The 22,949-nt window shown below is 60.1% G+C and carries 21 protein-coding genes; 12 read left to right on the forward strand and 9 right to left on the reverse strand.

Translation table 11 applies throughout. The features are described 5' to 3' along the window. Nucleotides 1-1,353: an ATP-binding protein gene (locus ASF70_RS05120; protein ID WP_062578411.1), complete on the forward strand. Its 1,353-nt coding sequence runs from the start codon at nucleotides 1-3 to the stop codon at nucleotides 1,351-1,353. A gap of 17 nt (nucleotides 1,354-1,370) precedes the next feature. Here the strand turns inward: ASF70_RS05120 and ASF70_RS05125 are convergent, their stop codons facing one another. The 4 genes from ASF70_RS05125 to ASF70_RS05140 form a co-directional block, all read right to left on the reverse strand. Continuing rightward, complete coding sequence (locus tag ASF70_RS05125; RefSeq protein ID WP_062578413.1) at nucleotides 1,371-1,988, reverse strand: hypothetical protein; 618 nt, start codon at nucleotides 1,986-1,988, stop codon at nucleotides 1,371-1,373. Nucleotides 1,989-2,116: 128 nt separating this feature from the next. Next, nucleotides 2,117-2,560: a DoxX family protein gene (locus tag ASF70_RS05130; RefSeq protein ID WP_062577982.1), complete on the reverse strand. Its 444-nt coding sequence runs from the start codon at nucleotides 2,558-2,560 to the stop codon at nucleotides 2,117-2,119. After that, nucleotides 2,547-3,545 carry an alpha/beta hydrolase gene (locus tag ASF70_RS05135; RefSeq protein ID WP_062577984.1) on the reverse strand — a complete coding sequence of 333 codons (999 nt, stop codon included), beginning with the start codon at nucleotides 3,543-3,545 and terminating at the stop codon, nucleotides 2,547-2,549. Before ASF70_RS05135 ends, ASF70_RS05130 begins: the two co-directional genes overlap by 14 nt. Nucleotides 3,546-3,612: 67 nt before the next feature. Continuing rightward, nucleotides 3,613-4,791, reverse strand: a complete 1,179-nt coding sequence (locus ASF70_RS05140; RefSeq protein WP_210166802.1) for an amidohydrolase family protein — start codon at nucleotides 4,789-4,791, stop codon at nucleotides 3,613-3,615. Between the two features lie 712 nt (nucleotides 4,792-5,503). Between ASF70_RS05140 and proV the strand changes: the two genes are divergently transcribed. The 4 genes from proV (at nucleotide 5,504) to ASF70_RS05160 (ending at nucleotide 8,994) form a co-directional block, all read left to right on the forward strand. After that, the gene (gene proV / locus ASF70_RS05145; RefSeq protein WP_062459769.1) at nucleotides 5,504-6,736 is read left to right on the forward strand and encodes a glycine betaine/L-proline ABC transporter ATP-binding protein ProV; all 1,233 of its coding nucleotides are present in this window, start codon (nucleotides 5,504-5,506) and stop codon (nucleotides 6,734-6,736) included. Between the two features lie 88 nt (nucleotides 6,737-6,824). Beyond that, nucleotides 6,825-7,715 (forward strand): proline/glycine betaine ABC transporter permease, encoded by an 891-nt coding sequence (locus tag ASF70_RS05150; protein ID WP_062577987.1) that lies wholly within the window; start codon nucleotides 6,825-6,827, stop codon nucleotides 7,713-7,715. Nucleotides 7,716-7,782: 67 nt separating this feature from the next. After that, nucleotides 7,783-8,655, forward strand: coding sequence for a glycine betaine ABC transporter substrate-binding protein (locus tag ASF70_RS05155; protein ID WP_062577989.1), 873 nt, complete (start codon nucleotides 7,783-7,785; stop codon nucleotides 8,653-8,655). A 78-nt stretch (nucleotides 8,656-8,733) separates the two neighbouring features. After that, complete coding sequence (locus tag ASF70_RS05160; protein WP_062577991.1) at nucleotides 8,734-8,994, forward strand: helix-turn-helix transcriptional regulator; 261 nt, start codon at nucleotides 8,734-8,736, stop codon at nucleotides 8,992-8,994. A 33-nt stretch (nucleotides 8,995-9,027) separates the two neighbouring features. Here the strand turns inward: ASF70_RS05160 and ASF70_RS05165 are convergent, their stop codons facing one another. The 4 genes from ASF70_RS05165 to ASF70_RS05180 form a co-directional block, all read right to left on the reverse strand. Further along, nucleotides 9,028-9,777, reverse strand: a complete 750-nt coding sequence (locus ASF70_RS05165; RefSeq protein ID WP_062577993.1) for an ABC transporter permease — start codon at nucleotides 9,775-9,777, stop codon at nucleotides 9,028-9,030. Continuing rightward, on the reverse strand, nucleotides 9,774-10,712 hold the full coding sequence (locus tag ASF70_RS05170) for an ABC transporter ATP-binding protein (RefSeq protein WP_062577995.1): 939 nt from the start codon (nucleotides 10,710-10,712) through the stop codon (nucleotides 9,774-9,776). Before ASF70_RS05170 ends, ASF70_RS05165 begins: the two co-directional genes overlap by 4 nt. After that, nucleotides 10,709-11,875 (reverse strand): ABC transporter permease, encoded by a 1,167-nt coding sequence (locus tag ASF70_RS05175; RefSeq protein ID WP_062577998.1) that lies wholly within the window; start codon nucleotides 11,873-11,875, stop codon nucleotides 10,709-10,711. Before ASF70_RS05175 ends, ASF70_RS05170 begins: the two co-directional genes overlap by 4 nt. A 68-nt stretch (nucleotides 11,876-11,943) precedes the next feature. Continuing rightward, nucleotides 11,944-12,840 (reverse strand): ABC transporter substrate-binding protein, encoded by an 897-nt coding sequence (locus tag ASF70_RS05180; protein ID WP_244473982.1) that lies wholly within the window; start codon nucleotides 12,838-12,840, stop codon nucleotides 11,944-11,946. Between the two features lie 298 nt (nucleotides 12,841-13,138). On the opposite strand from ASF70_RS05180, the gene ASF70_RS05185 reads away from it, so the two are divergent. Further along, the gene (locus tag ASF70_RS05185) at nucleotides 13,139-15,418 is read left to right on the forward strand and encodes an FdhF/YdeP family oxidoreductase (RefSeq protein WP_062578003.1); all 2,280 of its coding nucleotides are present in this window, start codon (nucleotides 13,139-13,141) and stop codon (nucleotides 15,416-15,418) included. A 77-nt stretch (nucleotides 15,419-15,495) separates the two neighbouring features. Here the strand turns inward: ASF70_RS05185 and ASF70_RS05190 are convergent, their stop codons facing one another. After that, nucleotides 15,496-16,416, reverse strand: coding sequence for a LysR family transcriptional regulator (locus ASF70_RS05190; protein ID WP_062578006.1), 921 nt, complete (start codon nucleotides 16,414-16,416; stop codon nucleotides 15,496-15,498). Between the two features lie 212 nt (nucleotides 16,417-16,628). Here ASF70_RS05190 and ASF70_RS05195 point away from each other — a divergent pair, with 212 nt between their 5' ends. The 6 genes from ASF70_RS05195 to ASF70_RS05220 all read left to right on the forward strand — a co-directional run bounded on the left by ASF70_RS05195 (nucleotide 16,629) and on the right by ASF70_RS05220 (nucleotide 22,941). Continuing rightward, nucleotides 16,629-17,843: an ABC transporter substrate-binding protein gene (locus tag ASF70_RS05195; protein WP_062578008.1), complete on the forward strand. Its 1,215-nt coding sequence runs from the start codon at nucleotides 16,629-16,631 to the stop codon at nucleotides 17,841-17,843. 3 nt (nucleotides 17,844-17,846) lie between these two features. Further along, on the forward strand, nucleotides 17,847-18,629 hold the full coding sequence (locus tag ASF70_RS05200) for an ABC transporter ATP-binding protein (RefSeq protein WP_062578010.1): 783 nt from the start codon (nucleotides 17,847-17,849) through the stop codon (nucleotides 18,627-18,629). After that, nucleotides 18,629-19,333, forward strand: a complete 705-nt coding sequence (locus ASF70_RS05205; RefSeq protein ID WP_062459733.1) for an ABC transporter ATP-binding protein — start codon at nucleotides 18,629-18,631, stop codon at nucleotides 19,331-19,333. The genes ASF70_RS05200 and ASF70_RS05205 overlap by 1 nt, the downstream gene beginning before the upstream one ends. A gap of 97 nt (nucleotides 19,334-19,430) precedes the next feature. Next, a complete protein-coding gene (locus tag ASF70_RS05210; protein WP_062578012.1) occupies nucleotides 19,431-20,318 on the forward strand; it encodes a branched-chain amino acid ABC transporter permease in 888 nt (295 codons plus the stop codon). 15 nt (nucleotides 20,319-20,333) lie between these two features. Further along, nucleotides 20,334-21,332, forward strand: a complete 999-nt coding sequence (locus ASF70_RS05215) for a branched-chain amino acid ABC transporter permease (RefSeq protein WP_062459725.1) — start codon at nucleotides 20,334-20,336, stop codon at nucleotides 21,330-21,332. A gap of 13 nt (nucleotides 21,333-21,345) precedes the next feature. Next, entirely contained in the window at nucleotides 21,346-22,941 is a 1,596-nt protein-coding gene (locus ASF70_RS05220) for a GMC family oxidoreductase N-terminal domain-containing protein (protein ID WP_062578415.1), read from the forward strand. The last annotated feature ends 8 nt before the right edge of the window (nucleotides 22,942-22,949 follow it).

Here is a 22,949-nt window from a genome sequence, read left to right on the forward strand (position 1 = left end):
ATGCTTCTTTCCAAGACGGCGCCTTCCATGACCCGGCGTCTGATTTTGTGGCTGACTGTGGTGATGGCGTTTCTCTGGCTGCTTGCCGTGGGCCTGGGCTTGGTTGTGATGGAAGAGGAGCTCGCCGAAATTTTCGATGGTACTCTGCAGGATACGGCCGAGAGACTGGTTCCTCTTGCCGTCGACGACCTTGAACATCGCAGCCTCGTCGGCGCCTCCCCCCAACAACTACAGACCGCGAGTTCGAGCGGCGAACGGGAGTACCTGATCTATCAGGTGAGAGACACGGCCGGGCGGATCCTGATCCGGTCCCATGATGCGCCGGCAGAACCTTTCGAGGCGCCGCTGAAGGCAGGGCTGTGGCGAAACGACACCTATCAATTTTATACCGCGGCGAATGGCGATCGGAGTGTCTTCGTGCAGGTCGCCGACGCTTTCGAAAACAGAGAAGAAGCGCTTCGCGAAGGCGCCATGGCACTGTTTCTGCCACTCCTGCTGCTTATTCCCGTCTGCGGAATGGCGATCTGGTTCGTGGTGCGTCGAGCTGTCCGTCCCGTCGGTGCGTTGCGCGAGGAGATCGAAACCAAGGACGGCGGCAACACCGAGCCGATCGACGCGACGGCGCTTCCGAAAGAGTTGATGCCGATTGCCGCATCGGTCAATCGGCTGATGCAGCGCCTGCGCACAGCACTTGATGCGGAGCGTGAATTTACCGCCAACAGCGCCCACGAGCTGAGAACGCCGATTGCGGGCGCGCTGGCGCAGACTCAGATGCTGGTCGCCGAACTTGTGGGAAACCCTCATCGCCGGCGTGCCGACCAGGTTGAAGCCTCACTGACGCGACTGAGCCACCTTGCGGAAAAGATGCTGCAACTGTCTCGCGCGGAGGCGGGCATCGGCCTCGCCGACCACGCCGTCGATCTTGGTCGTGTTCTGGACATGGTGGTGACCGATTTTCAGCGCGGCATGGCCGATCCCGACCGGCTGGTCCTCCGCCATCCAACTGGCGCGCGCCTGACGGCGCCGGTGAGCGAAGACGGGTTCGCGATCGTGCTGCGCAATCTGATCGAAAACGCACTCATTCACGGGACACCGGATAAACCGGTCGAGGTGTTTCTTGAGGATGGTGGCCCAGTGCGCATTACCAACGGATCGCCGGTTATGAGTGCGATTGAACTTGCCGCCATTCGCAAGCGCTTCGGGCGTGGCCGGACCGAAGCCGAAGGCTCCGGTCTCGGTCTTTCAATTGTGGACCGACTACTCGGTCAGATGAACGGACAGTTGATCCTCGCATCTCCGGCGACAGGACGCTCCGACGGTTTCGAAGCGCGGATAGAACTGCGCCATCTCTAGGCGATCGACGAGCTCGTTCACATCGGAGGCACGACGCCGTTGGTGCCGACAACGACCCGGCCGCTCGACATGGAGCCATCGGCCGCCTTTTCCGACGGCACAAACACAGTCGCGCCTGCCTTGATATCCGCTTCGACTGCTGACGCGAACGTCACGATCGGCGTGCCCTCAGGGATCGAGATCTTTTTCTCCTGGCCATTGTAGGTCACGGTGACCGTGTGGCCATCGACGGACTTGACCGCATCGGCAACCGTCGCATTTGTCATCGAGCTGTTCGGCTTCAGATCCCAGGCGTAGCTGCCTTCACCGGTGCCTTTCATCGCCGCCGGGAAGATCAGAACTTCAAGAGCGCCGTCACCGCCATCGGCAGTCGGCAACGAGGCGATCCCTACAAAGTCACCAGGCTTGATGTCATCGATAGAGGCCTTGGCAACGCTCGACACCTTCCAGTCATCCTTGAGCATGATCTTGGCATTCGTGCCTTCGCGGGTTTTGACAGACAGGGTCTTGCCTTGGAGGCTCTCGACTGTACCGCGGACCCGGACGGTGTCTGCCGCAAAGGCCGAAACACCGAGCGTGACGGCGATCAGTGCGCCTGAGAGTATCGTAAAGCCGGTTCTGGAAATGGAGGACATGGTCTCTTCCTTTTTGAAACCCTTAAGGTCGTGTCGTGCTGCCGATGGATTCGGGTTGGAAATCCTCCGACCTTCGCCGAGCGCGGCACGATGCCGGCGCGGAATTGTTGTCGCGCCGAGGCGACAGATCAGCCCCTCGCCCTCATCGGCCACCTGACGATGCCCGCCGCAAACAGGGCGATCCAGATCAGAACAGGCTGTAACGGCAATCGGACCATGTGATAAAGCCACTGCCACTGCGAGGCGTCTGGCGCAGTCAGGCTGGTAACTGCGTGCTTGATATTGGCAGGAAAGACGCAGGCTGCGTAAAGCGCCAGGCCAATGCCCGCATACCGACGCGACCACGGAACAAGCAATCCGATCGCGCCTGCGATCTCGCAGAGGCCCGTTACAAGAATCACCTCCGGTGCATCAGGGACCCAGCTGGGTGTGATGCTGAGAAACGGCCGCGGCACGGTGATATGCAGGACGCCCGCTGCGGCATAGAACAGGAAGAGGCCCAACCGGCACCGACGGCGCCAGACGGTCAGGTCCTGTCCCTCGCGTTCCCTGACGGGTTCAATCCTTTGCATCTGCCGCTATCCGTCGCTCCACCGACCTTGCAATGGAGGCTAAGTCCTTGCGTCGGCCCGCAACGCTTTCTATGGCAGCCACCGCCAGATCCCTCGCGATGTAGTCGGACTTGTGCCCGAGCTTGTGGACGACGATCAGTTTTGCGCCGCGGATATCGCGCGCCAGATGTTTGGCATGGATTTCGGGAGATACGATCTCATCGGCATCACCGGTGATGATCACTGTCGGCGCCTTGATCTTCGGATATTGTCGCGAGGCGGTACGTGCCCAGTCGCTGAGCGCCGAGATTTCCCGCGCATTATGGCGAAATGCGGTTGGGCTCAGCGCCTGAAACGCATTGGTCTCGGCAATATAGCCGGCGGGGACAGGGTTGGGAGAGAAGACTGCGCTCGCCGCACCCTTGATCGCCAGCAGCCCCACCGGTGGAACGACGAGCGCACTGAAGACCTGGCCCGTGACAGGGGCTGTGGCTGCAGAATAATACCATGCGACGCTTCCGTCCCAGGGGTAGACCGCCGGCGAGAGGAAGACGAGACCGGACACCATGTCCGGATGCCGAACTGCAAATGCCGCGGCGATGGCGCCCCCGAAGGAATGGCCGACGATAATGGCCTTGCCGATCCCCCGCTTCCTCATCAGCTGCGCGACGGCATCAGCCTGGCCATCCGGAAGGATATTCTGTTCGCTTCCGATATCGGAACTGCCATGTCCCGGTCGGTCGACGAACAGCAGTCGCGCCCTGCCCTGCAACGTCTTCCTGAACGAAAAGAGGGGATCTTTCAGGCTCGTGCTCGCACCATGGAGAAAAACGATCGGGGGAAGATCCGCTTTTTTGTCCGGCTCGATCAGAACGCTGTTGAGTTTGTAACCGCCGACATCGATCCGGACCGCTTGTGGCACATGGTCATCGGCCGTCACCTGCCGCGCGCCGACGATGCCGAACGCCGCGAGCGCAAACCCCAGAAGCAAGACAATCTTTTGCATTAGTCCTCAATGCGTTTCGCCGAAATGAGCATTTCGCTCCTACTACGCGCTCGGGACAAGGAAAGTTTCAGTCCGGAATGATCAAAGGCGCAAGAGGCGCCCATAGTCGCAACACGCCGCGTTTGACAGCGGCGACGACGGGCGCGTTGCGGCGGATCGCATCTTCGGCCGTTTCTGCGGCAACAAGAATGAATTCGGCCTTCGCCCCCACAGCGATCGGTGGCGCCAGCATCCCCGTGATCTTCTCCGCATCTGTCGACACCATCTCGAAAACGCTGTGCATATCAGCTGCCGTCGAGAGCTGATCGAGATTGGCGTAGAGGCCTGCCATCCGAAGCAGTGAGGCGTCGCCGTACGGTGTGAACGGGTTTTGCACATTGTTGGTGGCGAGCGCGACATCCACCCCGAAGCGCTTCATCTGGGCTGCCGGAGCGATGCCTCGCGGCCGCATCGGGTTGTCGCGCGATCCGTTCAAAAACGCGTCTGTCGCGGGCAAGACGACGAGAGCGATACCGGCCTCGGCCATGCTCCGCGCCATCCTCTCACGCTCGTCAGGATCGAAGGCTGCAAGCTTCGTTGCATGGCCGACAGTGACACGCCCACCCCAGCCGAAGGCTTCGGTCTGCCTGATGATCTCGGGCAAAATGGAATTTACGGGATCGAGATCGAAGTCGGCGTGGAAGTCGACATCAACGTTGTAACGACGGGCAAGGCAGAAGATGAGCTCGACATGGGCAACGGGATCAGGGTCCGTATAAGGACATCCGCCAATCAGATCCGCACCCATCCTCATGGCTTCGTGAAGAAGGTCGATGGTTTCAGGCTCGTTGGTCAGGCCTTCCTGCACGAAGGCGCAAAGCTGGACGTCGATGAGACCCGACCATCTGCGCTTCAGCCGCAGCAGACCTTCCAGACTTCGAAGACCTGCGCGTGGATCCACCTCGACGAAGCTGCGCATGCGCTGCGTACCCGCACGCACAGCCAATTCCAAGACTTGCGCGCCGCGCGCTTCGACATCCTCTGCGGTAAAGCTGCGTTTCGCTTGCGCCGTCAGCCGAACGGCTTCAGCAAGGGTCCCCTCACACAGCGGGCAGCGGCCAAGGATCATCGCCTTGTCGAGATGGACATGCGCATCCGTCAGTCCCGGCAGGATCAGCACCCCTCCAGCATCGAGACGCGGCGACGATAGCTGTGCGGTCTGCTCTCCGATCGCGACTATCACGCCGTTCGAAACACTCAGCGACATGCCTTGGCGACCGTCCGCCAATCTCAGATTGTCGATGATAAAAGTACTCTGCCCGACAACGCCCATGAGACCACGCTGAGTAAACCGCTTCATAAAGACCAGACGTCGTTACTCGCCGATCACCCAACAATGCAAATATCCCATGTCGCAGTGCAACGCGAGTGTTTCTCAGAGCGACTGCGGGGAGTTGCGTTGGCTGTGTAACGGTCGGGAAATCGGCTTGTTGGGACGATTGCACGTCGCAGTCTAGCTCACTGGCTCACAAAGTCTGGAGGTTCGCAATTTGGGCTAGAGCATGATTTTCATTGTTTCACGGTTTCGTGATGGCCGGTCTGAAATCCGGGTTCGATAGGGCGAGATGCTCGTTGATGCAGTGGATCTGCGATGGATGAGCGCGCTTCGGGAGATTTTCCGGCCCATGCAAATTAGATTTTTTGATGGACATCCACATCTCTCGCTCTACAAACAGGTCATGGACGGGCTGCAGATGCGCATAACGAATGTGCGTCTGAAGCGCGCTTTTAGTGCGTGACGTCTGACTTGATACAATCCTCGCGATACGCTGATCGGATTGGTTCTTCGCCGGCGATGGCTATATCGCCCAAATAAAATACACGGACGACCTCTGGCCGGAAAGCCTATGCTTCCGCCGTAGAGTAGATCCGACTGTCTAGGAGAATGCCCGCGCTACCGAGCCCGGGCCAAATTTTTAATGGCTTATGCAACTGAAAATGACGCGCCGCTCGAAGCGACACCGACCAAGATCAGTCTAAACAACGTCTACAAAATCTTCGGCGAGCGGCCTGACAAGGCCTTGGACATGATCCGCGCCGGCAAGACAAAATCCGAAATCCATTCAGCGACCGGTTGCTCCGTCGGTGTCAACGACGCGAGCTTCGAGATCAAAGCTGGCGAGATTTTCGTGATCATGGGCCTGTCCGGCTCCGGAAAATCCACCCTCCTTCGTCTACTGAACAGGCTCATCGAGCCGACATCCGGTGCGATAAAAATCGACGGGCGTGACATCACCCAGATGTCGCGCAAGGAACTGATCGATCTGCGGCGCCGCGATATCAGCATGGTGTTCCAGTCCTTCGCGCTTCTGCCCAACCGTACCGTGCTCAACAACGCTTCCTTCGGTCTCGAGGTCGCAGGCGTCAACGAAGCCGAGCGTCGGCAGAAGGCTCTCGTTGCTTTGAAGGCCGTGGGCCTCGACGGTTACGAGGACAGCCTTCCGGATCAGCTGTCCGGCGGCATGAAGCAGCGCGTCGGCCTTGCCCGTGCTTTGGCCAGTGAACCGACCATTCTTCTCATGGACGAAGCCTTCTCGGCACTTGACCCGCTCATCCGGACCGAGATGCAGGACGAGTTGGTCCGTCTTCAGTCCGAACAAAGCCGCACGATCGTCTTCGTCAGCCACGATCTCGACGAAGCCATGCGGATCGGCGACCGTATTTGCATCATGCAGAACGGCAGCGTCATTCAGGTCGGTACGCCGGACGAAATCGTCATGAGCCCGGCCAATGATTACGTCCGCTCCTTCTTCCGCAATGTTGATGTCAGCCATGTCTTCAAGGCCGGCGATGTTGCCCGCAAGACCCAGGTCACGATCATCGACCGTCAGGGTGTATCGGCCGCCGCCGCACTCGAACGCATGAAGCACTTCGACCGCGAATACGCGATCATTCTCGGTCGCGACAAGACCTACCAGGGAATGGTCAGCCAGACATCGCTTGTCGAAAAGCTGCGCGCCAAGGCGGATGATCCCTACCGCGGAGCGTTTCTCACCGGGATCGAGACAATCGCAGCCGACGAACCGCTGTCGAACGTTCTCGGCACGGTCGCCGCCAGCGCCTGGCCGGTCCCCGTCATCGATGACGCCAAGCGCTATCTCGGATCGATCAGCAAAACGACGCTGCTCGAAACGCTCGACCGCGCCAGCTGATTTCCATTCACGACCTTAGAATTGTTGCAGCGCCCTGCCGGCCCATGATGCAGGCGGCGCTGTAGCCGGCCAGAAACCGGAGACAGACATGAATTTCAACATCGGCGACGGCATCGATACAGCCGTCAACTACATCCTCGACAACTTCTCCCCCTTTCTCGATCTGATCGCGTCGGCGATCGGCTTTGTAACCGGGACGATCCAGGATGCGCTGCTTGCGCTCCCGATGCCCGTCGGCATTGCCATCTTTGTCGCGCTATCCCTCTGGCGGGTCGGCCTCGGCTTCGGCCTGCTGACCGGCATCGCACTTTGGCTGGTGGACCACATGGGTCTTTGGAGCGCCATGATGGAGACGCTTTCCCTGGTGATCGCGTCCACGCTGATGGCGATGATCATTGGCCTGCCGCTCGGCATTGCCATGGCGCGCAAGGATAGTGTCGCAGCCATCGTCCGGCCCATCCTCGATCTGATGCAGACCATGCCGGCGTTCGTCTACCTCATTCCGGCAGCGATGTTCTTCGGGCTTGGAGCGGTACCGGGTGCCATCGCCACGGTGATCTTTGCAATGCCGCCTGTCGTGCGACTGACCAATCTTGGCATTCGCCAGGTACATCACGAGTTCATCGAGGCAGGCAACGCGTTTGGCTGCACCTCGACGCAGCTTCTGTTCAAGATCCAGCTTCCCAATGCCCTGCCCTCGATCATGGCCGGTATCAACCAGACGATCATGCTGTCGCTGTCGATGGTCGTCATCGCTTCGATGATCGGCGCCGGCGGGCTCGGCAACACGGTCCTGACCGGTATCCAGCGCCTGGATGTGGGCACGGGCTTCGAGGGCGGTCTTGCCGTCGTCATCCTGGCCGTCATTCTCGACCGGATCACCCAGAGCCTCGGCCAGAAATCCAGAAAGCCGAACGCCCTCTGGCGCGCGCTTTTCAAGAGAAACGAGCGTGAGGATATGGTGACGGTAACCGCCTGATCCAGTCCTTCGCCGAACCGTGCGGGTGATGAACCCGCAATTGCAAACCTCCCAAAAAGGAGACTACATGTTCAAGACCCTCGCAACCCTCGGGCTCGCCGCCACCCTCATCGGTGGATCTGTGACCGCAACGATGGCGCAGGACGCCAAGCCGGTAAAGATCGGCTGGTCCGCTTGGTCCGATGCTGAATTTGTCACCAAGCTCGCCGCCAAGCTCATCAAGGATGAACTCGGCACGGAAGTCGAGCTGGTACAGTCCGATGTCGCTCCGCTCTACCAGGGTGTCAGCCGCGGCGATCTCGACGCGATGATGATGGCCTGGTTGCCGCAGACCCATGCGGACTATTACGACAAGGTGAAAGACAAGGTCGAAACGCTCGGTACCGTCTATGATGGCGCAAAGCTGGGCTGGGTCGTTCCGGCCTATATCCCGGAAAGCGAGATCGCTTCGATCGAGGATCTGAAGAAGCCTGAAGTGCAGAAGAAGCTTTCCGGCATCGTGCAGGGCATCGATCCGGGAGCAGGTCTGACACGGTTGTCAGAAAAGGCCGTGAAGGATTACGGTCTCGACGACTACAAGCTGCAGATCTCCAGTGAGGCGGGCATGCTGACGACGGTCGATCGCGCCATGCGCAGCGAAAAGTGGTTCGTCGCCACGTCCTGGAGCCCCCATTGGATGTTCGGAAAGTACAAGCTTCGTTACCTGACCGACCCCAAGAAGTCGTTGGGTGAAGCAGAGCATGTCGACGTTCTCGCCCGCAAGGATTTCAAGACCGAAAATCCGAAGGTTGCCGGCTTCCTCTCGCGCATGAAGCTGCCGATCGCTGATCTCGAGGCGGGGATGTTTACCGCGCAGGAGACGTCCTACGACGAAGCGGTCGCAAAATACATCAAGGACCATCCGGATCAGGTCAAGGCCTGGGTTGGAGAAGACGGCTGACATAGGCCTCGGGCTTCGCGGTTATCCGCGGAGCCCTTTTGCTACTTGATGCCAGCGTCCAGTTGTTAGGAGCAGACGATGTTTATTGACGGAACGGATCTCGACCAGGCTACCGGCGATACGCTCGGCGGGCGTATCTCCCTGGCACGCGATGCGACTGATCTTTCGGTAGATGATGCTGCCCACATGTCCGGTGTGGAACGGAGTGTCTGGGAGGCCTGGGAGAACGACCGTGACGCACCGATCGCAACCGATCTCGAGATCGTCGCACGCTCCCTGCAGGTAAGCCTCGCCTGGTTGATCACCGGCCGCGGTGTCGGGCCGAAGTGGGACAGCTAGACTGTCAGCGTTGAAGCTCTACCAGAAGCGGAATTACCGCACGTTCAGGCCCGTAAGACGCGCTGCAATCCGCTCGACGGCGGAAAGCGTGTCGTAGATGAGGATCGCAAGAGCGCCGACGATCAGGCCGCCTTGCAGGATAAAGGCGAGATTGTTGGCCTGCAGGCCGGCGATGATGACTTCGCCCAAGGTTTTTGCGGCAACGGTAGAACCGATCGTGGCCGTGGCGAGACTGATCACGACCGACAGACGGATACCGGCGAGGATGACGGGTGTCGCGAGCGGCAGCTCGACCTTGAACAGCCGCTGCAACCCGGTCATGCCCGTCCCGCGCGCCGCCTCCATGACAGACGGCGGAAGGGTCGTCAGCCCCGTCAGTGTGTTTTCGAAAATCGGCAGCAAACCGTAGAGAAAGAGCGCGACCAGCGTCGGTTTTTCACCAAAGCCCAGCGTTGGAACCGCGAGCGCCAGCACCGCTACTGGCGGGAAGGTTTGCCCGATATTCACGAGGCCCCGCGAGAGCGGCAAAAACTCGGCGCCGATCGGCCGCGTCACGAGAATTGCCATGGGAACAGCCACAAGGATCGCTGCTGTCGTGGCGATGGCGACCGTCCGCAGATGCAGAAGCGTGAGTGTCAGAAGACTTCCCTGATTGTAGATCGCGGGCGCATTCTGCTGAACCAGCGGGCGCAGGATGGGATCGAACAATTCGGGCATCAGCAGGAACGTCAGCAGAAGAACGAGCAGTAACGCCCGCAGCATGAGAGGAAGCCACGCTCTCATGCCAGACCCGCCGCGCGCTTGGACAGTCCTTCGACCGAAACAGAACCGATGATCCGCCCATCGGATGCGCGAACAGGCAATGCCTGCTGTCCCGTCCACAAAAGCTTTGATAGCGCTTCTCGCTGGCTCATGTCTTCGGACAGTGGTTCCCCTGTCGCTTGATTGGGCTCGAGGGCCTCACCGATAGTCTGCATCGACAGGAGCCGGAACGGCCGCTCCGTATCGCCAATCAGCGTTTCGACGAACGGGGTCGCAGGCTGTCGAACCAGTTCGACAGGCGCGCCGTATTGAACGACCTTGCCCTTGTCCATCACCGCAATCCGGTCCGCCAGATGAAAGGCCTCGTCCATATCGTGCGTGACGAGAACGATGGTCGTGCCGAGCACCTTTTGAATGCTGATAAGGTCTTGCTGCGCCTTGGCGCGAATGATCGGGTCGAGAGCGCCGAACGGCTCATCCATCAGGAGCACGTTGGGTTCGGCCGCAAGAGCGCGTGCCACGCCGACGCGCTGTTGCTGCCCGCCGGAGAGTTCATGCGGAAAACGCGCCGCGAAATCGGCGGGGTCGAGCTGGAAGAGTTCGAGCAGCTCTTTTACTTTGGCGTCGATGCGGGGCCGGTCCCAGCCAAGCAGACCCGGAACAGTGGCGATATTCTGCGCGACGGTTCGATGCGGAAAAAGCCCGTGTCCCTGGATCGCGTAGCCGATCCTGCGCCGCAGTTCGAACCCCGGCAGGTCGCGATTGTCGACGCCGTCGAGCTTGATGGTTCCAGAGGTCGGTTCCACGAGCCGGTTGATCATCCGCAGAAGCGTGGTCTTGCCGGAGCCGGACGTTCCGACAATGACCGTTACCGTGCGCGGTTGGATCGTCATAGTCACTGTGTCGACAACCGTATTGTCGCCGTAACGCTTGGTGAGGGTCTCGATTTCGATCATGCGGCTTTGCCTCGAGTGCCAACAGGGGCGTTCAGTTCGACGAGTGCGTCCAATACGGTGGCTGCGGTGAAGGCGAGCACGACGGTGGGTACGGCGCCTAGGAGCACAAGATCCATTGCCGTCTGGCCGACGCCCTGGAAGACGAAGACGCCGAACCCGCCGCCGCCGATCAGGGCCGCGATGGTGGCAAGCCCGATATTCTGAACCAGAACGATGCGGATACCGGTCAGGATGACGGGCATGGCGAGCGGCAGTTCGATGCCGAACAGGCGTTGGCGCCCGGTCATGCCGACTCCGCGGGCCGCCTCGTTTGCTTCCCGGGGCACGCCTTCGAGTCCCACGACGGTGTTGGCGACAACAGGCAACAGGGAGTAGAGGAACAGCGCCACGAACGCGGGTGCAGCGCCAATGCCGCGTATGCCGATCGCGGCCGCACCCGGCACGTTGATGGCGATCCAGCCGAGCGGCGCGATGAGAATGCCGAACAGGGCAATCGACGGGATCGTCTGGACGAAGTTCAGCGTGTTGAGAATGCCGGCACGCAAGGAAGTGACTCGGTGGGCAAGAACGCCGAGGGGAAGACCGACGACGACGGCTGCAATCAGCGATCCGATCGCCAATGTCACATGTTTTCCCGCTTCCTGCCAGAAGACGTCGGCGCGGCCCGCATATTCCCTGATGATGGAAAGTCCGTCCCAGAGACCCGAAGACAGGACGACCGCTATTCCCGCTAGGCTGACCGCCAGCAAGGCGATCCGAACGACGGGCGTTGGCCGCAGTCTGGCGATCGCATCGGCGGCGAGCAGAGCGAAGGCAAGCATCAACAGCCAGGCACCGGAGGCCGGCGAAACACGAGCATAGGTATTGCCGTCCGGCGTCAGAAACGACGCGGCGGAACCGACGGAGATGGCAAGTCCCGCGAGAACGGCCGCCGCAGCCGACAGCCTCAGATAAAGAGGTGTTTTGAAGAGTGTGATGAGGATCGCGACGCCGATAACGACGACGAAGGCGATCGACGTGGAGGGCGGCTGGGATTCCCAGAGAGACTTCCCCTGCCCCGGCACGATCCGGTTGGGACGGAAAATCATGAGGGGCGCGAAGAAGGCAGCGTAGACCGCCAGCAGCGCCACGACGACACCCAGCTTATCGAGGCGAAGCTTCAATCCGATCCTCCTTGGCCCCCGGGTGATGCATCCCGCCCCTGAGGGTGGAATGCATCATACAGCCAGCTTTACTTCAGAAATCCGTTCTTCTTCAGGAAGTCTTCGGCAACGGCCTTCGGCGGTTCGCCACCGAGCTGCACGCGGCCGTTCAATTCCTGAAGTGTCACAAGGTCAAGCTTTTCGAAGACAGGCTTCAAAAGCGTTTCGATCTGTGGATGCTCCTTCAGAACCGCTTCACGGATGATCGGAGCCGGCTGGTAGACCGGCTGGACGCCCTTGTCGTCTTCCAGAACGACGAGACCCGATGGCGCAATGCCACCATCCGTGCCGTAGACCATCGCCGCATTGGCGCCGTTGGTCTGGTTTGCAGCTGCTGCGATCGTGGCAGCGGTGTCGCCGCCGGACAGCGTGATCAGCTGGTCGGACTTGAGCGTGAAGCCGTAGGTCTTCTGGAAGGCCGGAAGGGCTGCAGCAGAATTGACGAATTCCGAGGAGGCAGCCAGAACGACCTTACCGCCGCCAGCAACATAGGAGCCGAATTCGCTAAAGGTCTTGATTTTGCCTTCGTCCGCGACTTCCTTGCGGATTGCGACCGCCCAGGTGTTGTTTGCCGGAGACGGGGTCAGCCAGACGATCTTGTTTGCATCGTAATCCAGCTTCTTGGCCTCAGTATAGGCCTTTGCCGCATCCTTCCAGGCCGGGTCTTCGGCTTTTTCGAAGAAGAACGCCGCATTGCCGGTATATTCCGGATAGATGTCGATTTCGCCAGCGGTGATCGCCTTGCGCACGACAGGTGTGGCGCCGAGCTGAACGCGATCCGTCGTCTTGATGTCGTTTGCGTTCAGGATGGACAAAATGATGTTGCCGAGGACGCCGCCCTCGGTATCGATCTTTGATGATACGACGACTTGCGCCGATGCCGTGGCCGCAGATGCGGCAATGGCGAATATGGTTCCGATCACGATCTTGGGCAGGTGCACGGCCGGTATCTCCCTGTTTAAAACTAGTCTTGCCTCGCGCGCCCAACCGCAATCGTCCGGACGCAAACGCCTATATATGCCGCCGGTTCAAGAAGAATAGTGGAGCAACGTCACGTCAGTCATTTGCGGTATGCCTCGTCCTGAAACCGAGGCCGTATGCCGTCTCCGGATCCGACAGCCGCTCGGAAACGACTGCCCGGCGGGAGGAACGATCGCGCCTTCTTCGAGTTATGTCGATGCCGCCCCTAGCATCCCTTTCAGCGAACATTTCGGAGGCCCACCCATGGCAGACAACATCAGCAATCCTGAAGGCAAAGGCCCTGCAGGTGGTTGGGGCTCGGTAAAGTCGATTTTCCGGATCTACGGCGAGAGTTCGCCTCCACCAGCGTTTCTCGAAACGTTGTCTCGCCAAAACAAGCCGGGCGGATTTATGTGCGTCTCCTGCGCCTGGCCAAAGCCCAAGAACTATCACCCCTTCGAGTTTTGCGAGAATGGTGCCAAGGCCACCATGTGGGACCTGACCAACTCCCGTTGCGGACCTGATTTCTTCAAGAAGCATACGGTGGAGGAGCTGAAGGGCTGGAAAGACCACGATCTGGAGATGACAGGTCGCCTGACCCATCCTCTCCGCTTCGACCACGCGACCGGACAATACGTAGAGGCCACCTGGAACGAGGCGTTCCAAAAGATCGGCGCAACGCTAAAGCGCCTGGAGAAGAAGAGCGTAGTCTTCTATTCGTCCGGCCATGCCGGACTGGAAGCATCCTACCTCTATGCCTTGCTGGCACGCGCCTACGGCAACAACAACCTGCCGCAGAGCTCGAACATGTGCCACGAGACGACGTCCGTCGGCCTCACCAAAGTCATCGGCTCGCCGGTCGGAACCATCGTATGGGAAGATTTGGAAAAGACCGACGCCTTCTTCTTCTTCGGCCAGAACCCGGGCACCAACAGTCCACGTTTCCTGCATCCGCTGCAGGAAGCCAAAAAGCGCGGCGCGAAGATCGTCACATTCAACCCTGTCATCGAGCAGGGTCTCGTGTCGTTCGTGAACCCGCAAAATCCGCTCGACATGGTCACGGGCAATGAGACCAAGATATCCGATCAGTATCTGCAGGTGCAGGCCGGTGGTGACGTCGCTGCCATGCTGGGTCTCTGTAAGACCGTCGTCGAGGCCGATGATGCGGCGGTTGCCGCTGGCCGGGCGCGCGTTCTCGATGTCGATTTCATCGCCGAGCATACGACGGGCTCCGACAAGTTCATCGAATGCGTGCGCGACACGCCTTGGTCGGACATTGTGCGCGAAAGCGGGCTCACGGAGGCTGGCCTGCGCGAGGCAGGCGCGACTTATATTGCCGCCAAGCGCGTCATCGGCGTCTACGGAATGGGACTGACCCAGCACTCGCAGGGCGGCCTTAACATCGCGATGCTAGTCAACCTTCTCCTCCTGCGCGGCAATATCGGCCGCGAGGGGGCTGGTTGCTGTCCGGTGCGTGGCCACTCGAACGTTCAGGGCCAGCGGACCGTCGGCATTGCCGAAAAGACCAAGCTCATCCCGATGGACAAACTGAAGGAACTGTTCGATTTCGATCCTCCGACCGAGGACGGAACGCACATCGTCGATGCGGTCAAAGGCATGATGGCAGGAACCATTCGCGCCACGATCTCACTGGGCGGCAATCTACTTCGGGCCGTGCCGGATCAGGTCGATATGGAGCGGGTCTGGGCCGAGCAGGAGCTGACGGTCATGGTCTCGACGAAGCTCAACCGCAGCCATCTGTTTCCGGGCAAGGAGGCCTGGATCCTGCCATGTCTCAGCAGAACCGAGATCGACATGCAGGCGACCGGAAATCAGTCCGTCACGACGGAAGACAGCTTCTCCCACATTTCCGGATCGATCGGAAAGCGCACGCCGGCATCCAAGCAACTCCAGAGCGAACTCGCGATCGTGACCGGCATCGCCAAGGCAACCCTCGACCATAACCCGAAGCTGAAATGGGACGAATGGACGCGGGACTACAGCCTCGTTCGCAATCTCATCGAGGCAACCTACCCCGACGACTTCAAGCATTACAACCAGCGCATGTTCGAGCCCGGCGGCTTTTATCGCGGCAATGATGCACACGAACGGAAGTGGAATACCGAGGAAAAGAAAGCGGTCTTTACAACGCCGCATCAGCTCAACGCGTTGTCGTTCGAGGATGCGCCTGGTCGGTTCCGGCTGATCACGATGCGATCCAACGACCAGTTTAACACAACGATCTATGGCTATTCGGATCGATTCCGCGGCATTGAGGGCACGCGAGACGTGCTTCTCATGTGCCCCGAAGACATCGCTGCAGCAGGGCTTCGGGAAGGTCAGGTCGTATCGCTCGTCAGTGACTTCGAAGACGGCAAACACCGCGAACTCAGCGGGCTGACGGTCCGAGCGCACAAGCTTCCCCGCGGCACGATCGGCGGGTACTATCCCGAATGCAATGTGCTGAACGCAATCGACCATCACGACGAGATGTCCAAGACGCCGGCGTCCAAGGCAATCCCTGTAAAAATCGTCAGTCACTGATTCCGAACGCGACTACTGTCTCGGTACAGTGCCCGCCACGCCAGGTAAACCAGGTTTGGCGGGCACATCCGTTTTGCTCAGGCGCTTTCTATTTCGCCAAGAAAAGCATCTCGATTGTTCTGCACGACTGCCAAAAGGTAGTCGGCGACGGCACGTACACGGGGAATGCGGCTCATGTCGCGGTGGCGGACTAGGTAGTAGTGCCGGGTCAACTGCACCTCGCGGGACAGCACCAGCTCGAGATCCGGCTGACGGCGCGCAATGAAATGCGGCAAAATGCAGAGTCCCTGGCCCTGAAGCGTCGCCGTCAGTTGCGCCGAGATGCTCGAGCTCTGAAACCGCGGCCGGATTCCCGGATGGACGTCGCCAAGATAGTCCAGTCCCGGCGCAAAGATCATATCCTGGATGTAGCCGATGAACGGGTGTAGCAGCAGGTCGTCGCGGCTTTTGATTTGCGGTCGCTCGGACAGGTAGGATTTTGCGCCGTAGATGTTCAGCCGATAGTCGGTGATCTTCTCGATTTCGTAGGGTCCGCCCTTCGGCGGATCGAGCGAGATGGCAATGTCGGCCTCCTTGCGCGACAAGGACATGATCTGCTGGATCGTCACCAGCTCGAGCGAGAGATTGGGATGCTGGACGGTGAAATCACCGATCTGATGCGCGAGGAAGAAGTTCGCAATTCCTTCCGGAGCACTGAGACGGACCACGCCCTGGTGAGCAGCGCTCCCCGAGAAGATATCCATCTGCAACCGGTCCGCTTCCGCCTCCATGCGTTCCGCCGCTTCGATGAAGCGTTGTCCAATTCCGGTTAGGACATAACCGCGCGGATTGCGCTCGAAAAGCTTGATCCGGAGACTGAATTCCAGTCGGTCGATGCGGCGAGATACGGTGGCATGGCTGGTGCGCAATTGCCGGGCCGCGACGGAAAGCTGCCCGGTTCGGGCGACGGCCAGGAAATATTGAAGGTCGTCCCAGGTGAAGTTCGGGCTGGCTGTCATGTCGGCGGTTAGCGCTCCAATGTCCCTATCTGTTCAAACGCTGTCACGTGTCTGTTCAAAACTGAACAGAGGCTGTTTGCAATTAATAGCGCGCTCCTCCTTGCGTCAACGTTCGTTTTACTCGACCATACCCCCAGGAGGAGCTGCTTTGAGGAGGGTAGCCCGCCAAATTTGAACAGATTCGCGCGCTGTTATCTCTGGGAGGAGACCTTATGCGAAAGACGTTTGTGGCGTCCGTTGTTACACCGCTGGCCGTATTGCTCGCCAGCAGCACTGCATTTTCCCAAACGGCATCCGACGGCAAGGTCAGGATCGGTATCCTTAACGACCAGTCCGGCGTGTATTCCGATTTCGGCGGCAAGTCGTCCGTTGAGGCTGCAAAGATGGCGGTCGAGGATTTTGGCGGCAAGGTTCTGGATGTTCCGATCGAGGTCATCGACGCCGATCACCAGAACAAGCCCGACATCGCCTCCAACATCGCCCGCCAGTGGTACGATACCCAGCAGGTCGATACGATCATGGACCTGACAACGTCGTCGGTCGGTCTCGCGGTCCAGGCGCTGTCCAAGGACAAGAAGAAGATCACCATCAACACCGGTGCGGCGACCACTGATCTCACGGGCAAGTCCTGCACGCCCTACGGCTTCCACTGGGCATATGATACCCATGCGCTTGCGGTCGGCACAGGCGGTGCGATGGTCAAGCAGGGCGGTGACAGCTGGTTTTTCCTGACCGCGGACTATGCTTTCGGCTATTCCCTCGAGCAGCAGACCAGCGACTACGTGAAGGCCAATGGCGGCACGGTCGTCGGTTCGGTGCGGCATCCCCTGTCGAGCCAGGATTTCTCATCCTTCCTGCTGCAGGCGCAGTCATCAGGCGCGAAGGTGATCGGGCTAGCCAATGCCGGTCTCGACACGGCCAACTCGATCAAGCAGGCGGCCGAGTTCGGTATTGTCCAGGGGGGGCAGAAATTGGCGGCGCTCCTGTTCACGCTGGCCGAAGTGCACGGGCTCGGACTTGAGGCAGCACAAGGCCTGACGCTGACGGAAGGCTATTACTGGAACCTCGACGACAAGAGCCGCGAGTTTGCCAAGAAGTTTTTTGCCCGGACCAACAAGATGCCGAACATGGTTCATGCGGGCACCTATTCTGCCGTGACGCAGTATCTCAAAGCCGTGCAGAAGGCCGGTACGGACGAAAGCGACGCGGTGGCCAAAGCGCTGCATGAAATGCCGGTCGACGACTTCTTCGCTCGCGGCGGTACGGTCGGCGCCAACGGCCGAATGATCCACGACATGTACCTTTTGCAGGTGAAGAAGCCTGATGAAAGCAAGGAACCGTGGGACTATTACAACGTGCTTGCCACCATTCCCGGCAAGGAGGCCTATCTCGACCCGGCCAAGGCCGGTTGCGAGCTGGTGAAGTGAGCGATGGCAGTCGCATCGATCTCGACTAACGAGCAGCTACGGGTGGTCTTGTCCGCCCGTGGCCTGTCGAAGAGCTTTGGAGCATTCGCAGCCGTCAAGAATGTCGATCTCGATGTTCACGACGCCAGTGTCCATGCGCTGATCGGTCCGAACGGCGCCGGCAAGACGACGGTGTTCAATCTGCTCACCAAGTTTTTGCAGCCGACGGCCGGTTCGATCACGCTGATGGGCGCCGACATCACGAAACTGCCACCCGACAAGGTGGCGCGGATGGGGCTGGTCCGCTCGTTCCAGATCTCGGCCGTGTTTCCGCATCTGACCGTGCGTGACAATGTCCGCGTCGCATTGCAGCGTCCGAGCGGGTTGTCGACACAGTTCTGGCTGCCGCTCTCCTCGCTCGACCGGCTGGATGCCCGCGCCGACGATCTGATCGAGACTGTGGGGCTGAAACGCGAGCGAAACGCGCTGGCTGCCGACCTTTCCTACGGTCGCAAGCGGGTACTGGAGATCGCAACGACGCTGGCACTCGATCCGAAAGTGCTGCTGCTCGACGAGCCGATGGCCGGCATGGGCCAGGAGGATATCGGCACCGTGTCCGCCATCATCCGCGAAGTGGCGAAGACCCGTGCGGTGCTGATGGTGGAGCACAATCTTTCCGTCGTTGCAGATATCTGCCACCACGTCACAGTACTGCAGCGCGGCGAAATTCTGGCCGAGGGCGATTATGCGACGGTGAGCCAGGATCCGCGCGTCCGCACGGCTTACATGGGCACGGAGGAAGCATGATGGCGCAACCCCTGCTTCAGGTTTCCAATCTAAATGCCTGGTATGGTGAAAGCCACGTCCTGCACGGCGTCGACATGACGGTGCATGAGGGCGAAACGATCACCATTCTCGGTCGCAACGGCGTCGGCAAGACCACGACGCTTCGCACGATCATGGGCATCATCCGCGAACGCCGCGGCGAAATCCTCTTTTCGGGCCAGGACATGTCGCGCGTTCCGCTGCATAGAACCGCCCATGCGGGTCTCGGCTTCGTGCCGGAGGAACGCGGGATCTTCTCGACCCTGACGGTCGAGGAAAACCTCATGCTGCCACCCGTCGTTGCGCAAGGCGGCATGCCGCTCAGCGAGATCTACGAGCTATTCCCGAACCTTCACGAACGCCGCTCCAGCCCGGGCACGAAACTCTCCGGTGGCGAACAGCAGATGCTGGCGATCGCCCGTATCCTGCGCACCGGGGTAAAACTGCTCATCCTCGACGAGCCGACCGAAGGGCTTGCGCCTGTCATCGTGCAGCGCATCGGCGAAGTCCTGAAGACGCTCAAAGACCGCGGCATGACGGTGCTGATGGTCGAGCAAAATTTTCGCTTCGCAAGCCGCGTCGCTGACCGGTTCTACCTGATGGATCACGGAAAAATGGTGGCAAATTTTCCCGTCGGCGAACTGCCCGAGAGGATGGACATGCTGCACAAGGTTCTGGGGGTTTGAGCATGGTCGCAATGCAAACGGATCACCGCACGGACGACCTGGCAACGCGCTCGCGTCCAGTTTCGGTAAAATCAGACGACGCCAGGAGCGCCGCACCATGACCATGATTTTCGGCATTCCGCTCCAGGCTTTCCTCGGACAGCTCCTGATCGGCCTGATCAACGGCTCTTTCTACGCACTCTTAAGCCTCGGTCTTGCGGTCATCTTCGGGTTGCTGCGGGTCATCAACTTTGCCCACGGCGCGCAGTATATGCTCGGCGCGTTCGTCGCCATGCTGCTGCTGCAGTATTTCGGCATCAACTACTGGTTCGCGCTTGTTTTCGCGCCGCTCATCGTCGGCCTGTTCGGCGCCGTCACCGAACGCTTTCTGCTATCGCGGCTTTACAAGCTGGACCATCTCTACGGTCTGCTCTTCACCTTCGGGCTAGCGCTTACCATCGAGGGCACGTTCCGGTATCTCTACGGATCGTCAGGCCAGCCCTATTCGGTCCCGCCGCAGCTTGCCGGCGGCACCAATCTCGGCTTCATGTTCCTGCCCATCTATCGCGGCTGGGTCGTGGTCGTGTCGCTGATCGCCTGTATCGGCACCTGGCTTTTGATCGAAAAAACCAAGCTCGGGGCCTATCTGCGGGCAGCGACGGAAAATCCGACCCTCGTGCAGGCCTTCGGCGTCAACGTGCCGGTGCTCCTGACCCTGACCTACGGGCTCGGCGCCGGACTTGCAGCCTTCGCGGGTGTGTTGGCCGCGCCGATCTACCAGGTCTCGCCGCTGATGGGATCCAACATCATCATCGTCGTCTTTGCGGTCGTCGTGGTGGGCGGCATGGGATCGATCATGGGTGCGATCCTGACCGGCTACATGCTCGGAATCGCCGAGGGCCTGACGAAAGTGTTTTATCCGGAAGCATCGAGCATCGTGATCTTCGTGATCATGGCGATCGTGCTGCTTCTGCGGCCAGCCGGTCTTTTCGGCCGGGATGTTTAGGGAAGGATGCCAGAGATGAGCGACATCATCCACACCGCCGCCCCGCCGCGCATAGAGAGGTCGGGCACAGCCACGAAAACCTACGCGATCTTCATCGGGTTGGGACTGGTGCTGCTCCTTGTTGCACCGCTGTTCTTCTACCCGATCTTTCTGATGAAGCTTTTGTGCTTTGCGCTATTTGCCTGCGCGTTCAACCTGCTGTTGGGTTACACGGGCCTGTTGTCCTTTGGCCATGCGACGTTCTTCGGCGGAGCCGCCTATTTTACTGCCCATGTCGTGAAGGTCTGGGGTCTGTCGCCGGAACTCGGCATTCTCGTCGGTGCATTCGGAGCGGCCGTGCTTGGCCTGATCATGGGCTTCTTTGCGATACGGCGGCAGGGCATCTACTTTGCGATGATCACGCTTGCGCTTTCGCAGATGTTCTTCTTCTTCTGCCTGCAGGCGGAATTCACGCATGGCGAAGACGGCATCCAGTCCGTGCCGCGCGGCCACCTGTTCGGCTTTATCGATCTCAGCGAAACGACGAACATGTACTATTTCGTGCTGGCCGTCTTCTTGATTGGCATGGCGATCATCTGGCGGTTCATCAACTCGCCGTTCGGCATGATCCTCAAATCGATCCGCGAAAACGAGCAGCGCGCCATCTCGCTCGGCTATTCCGTATCCCGCTACAAGCTCGGCGCCTTCGTCATGTCGGCGGCGCTTGCCGGGCTTGCCGGCGGAACCAAGGCGCTCGTCTTCCAGTTCGCGACGCTGACCGATGTCGGCTGGCAGATGTCCGGCGAGGTGATCCTGATGACGCTGCTTGGGGGCATCGGCACGCTGATCGGACCGATCTTTGGCGCCGGGCTTGTCGTTGCGTTGCAGAACTACCTCGCGACCTCGGAATTTCCCGTCACGATCATCACCGGCGTGGTCTTCATGGTCTGCGTCCTCCTCTTCCGGCGCGGCCTGATCGGGGAATTCTACGCCTCGCGGCTTGGCCGAAAACTGGGCTTCGAGCATCGCCGCTGATTGGCTGAAGATCATGGAAACCTACGACTACATCATCATCGGTGCCGGAAGCGCCGGCTGCGTTCTTGCGAACCGCCTTTCGGCCGATAGCCGCAACAGCGTGCTGCTGCTGGAAGCCGGCGGGACCGACAACTATCACTGGGTGCATATCCCGGTCGGCTATCTCTATTGCATCAACAACCCGCGCACCGACTGGTGTTTTGCCACCGAAAAGGAGGAAGGCCTCAACGGCCGCTCCCTGTTTTATCCGCGCGGAAAGCTGCTCGGTGGCTGCTCTTCGATCAACGGCATGATCTATATGCGCGGCCAAGCGCGCGATTACGACCTATGGCGGCAGATGGGATGTGCCGGCTGGGGCTGGGACGACGTGCTGCCGCTGTTTCGCAAGAGCCAGGACTTCTACAAGGGCGGCGACGATCTGCATGGCGAAGGCGGCGAATGGCGGGTCGAAAAGCAGCGTCTGCACTGGGCGGTGCTCGACAGTTTCCGCAAGGCGGCGGAACAGGCGGGCATCCCGATGATCGAGGATTTCAACCGCGGCGACAACGAAGGCTCGAGCTATTTCGACGTCAACCAGCGTTCGGGCATTCGCTGGAACACCTCCAAGGCCTTTCTGCGGCCCGCGATGAAGCGGCCGAACCTACGCGTCCTCACCAAGGCGCATGTCCGCCGCCTGATCATCGAAACCGGTGAGGTGAAAGGCGTCGAGTTCCAGCAGAATGGCGTGTCGCAGGTGGCTCATGCCCGTCGCGAGACGGTGCTTTCGGCGGGCGCGATCGGGACGCCGCATGTGCTCGAACTCTCAGGCGTCGGACGCGGCGAGGTTCTGGCGGACGCCGGGGTCGAGATGGTCAAGGAGGTGCGACAGGTCGGCGAAAACCTGCAGGATCACCTGCAGCTACGGCTGGTCTACAAGGTCACCGGCGTGCCGACGCTGAACGAGAAAGCCTCTCGCTGGCTCGGCAAGGCTGCGATCGGGCTGGAATATGCGCTGAAACGCTCAGGACCTATGTCCATGGCTCCAAGCCAGCTCGGGATTTTTACCCGGTCGGGTCCGGACAAGGAAACGGCTGATCTCGAATACCATGTCCAACCGGTCTCGCTGGACCGCTTCGGGGATCCGGTTCATGCTTTTCCGGCAATCACCGCAAGCGTATGCAATCTTCGCCCCGAAAGCCGCGGTTCCGTGCATCTGAAAGGCCCAGATTTTGCAGCAGCGCCGGCGATCCGGCCGAACTATCTTTCGACAGCTGCCGACCGCAGTGTCGCGGCAAGTTCGATCCGGCTGACCCGCAACATCGTCGCGCAGCCTGCTTTCGCCCGCTACCAGCCGGAAGAATACAAGCCGGGACCGGCGTACGACACGGATGCAGATCTGGAGCGCGCTGCCGGCGAAATAGGAACGACGATTTTCCATCCCGTGGGCACGGCCCGGATGGGGTCGGATCCCGATAGCGTCGTCGATCCGCGACTGAAAATGAGAGCACTCGGCCGGCTGAGAATTGCCGACGCATCAATCATGCCCGCCATCACATCGGGCAACACGAATTCTCCGACGATCATGATTGCCGAAAAGGCGGCGGCGATGATCCTGGCGGACAATCGGTAAGGGGGGAC

Source organism: Rhizobium sp. Leaf321, from assembly GCF_001423215.1.
In the GTDB taxonomy this organism is placed as follows: Bacteria; Pseudomonadota; Alphaproteobacteria; order Rhizobiales; family Rhizobiaceae; genus Neorhizobium; species Neorhizobium soli.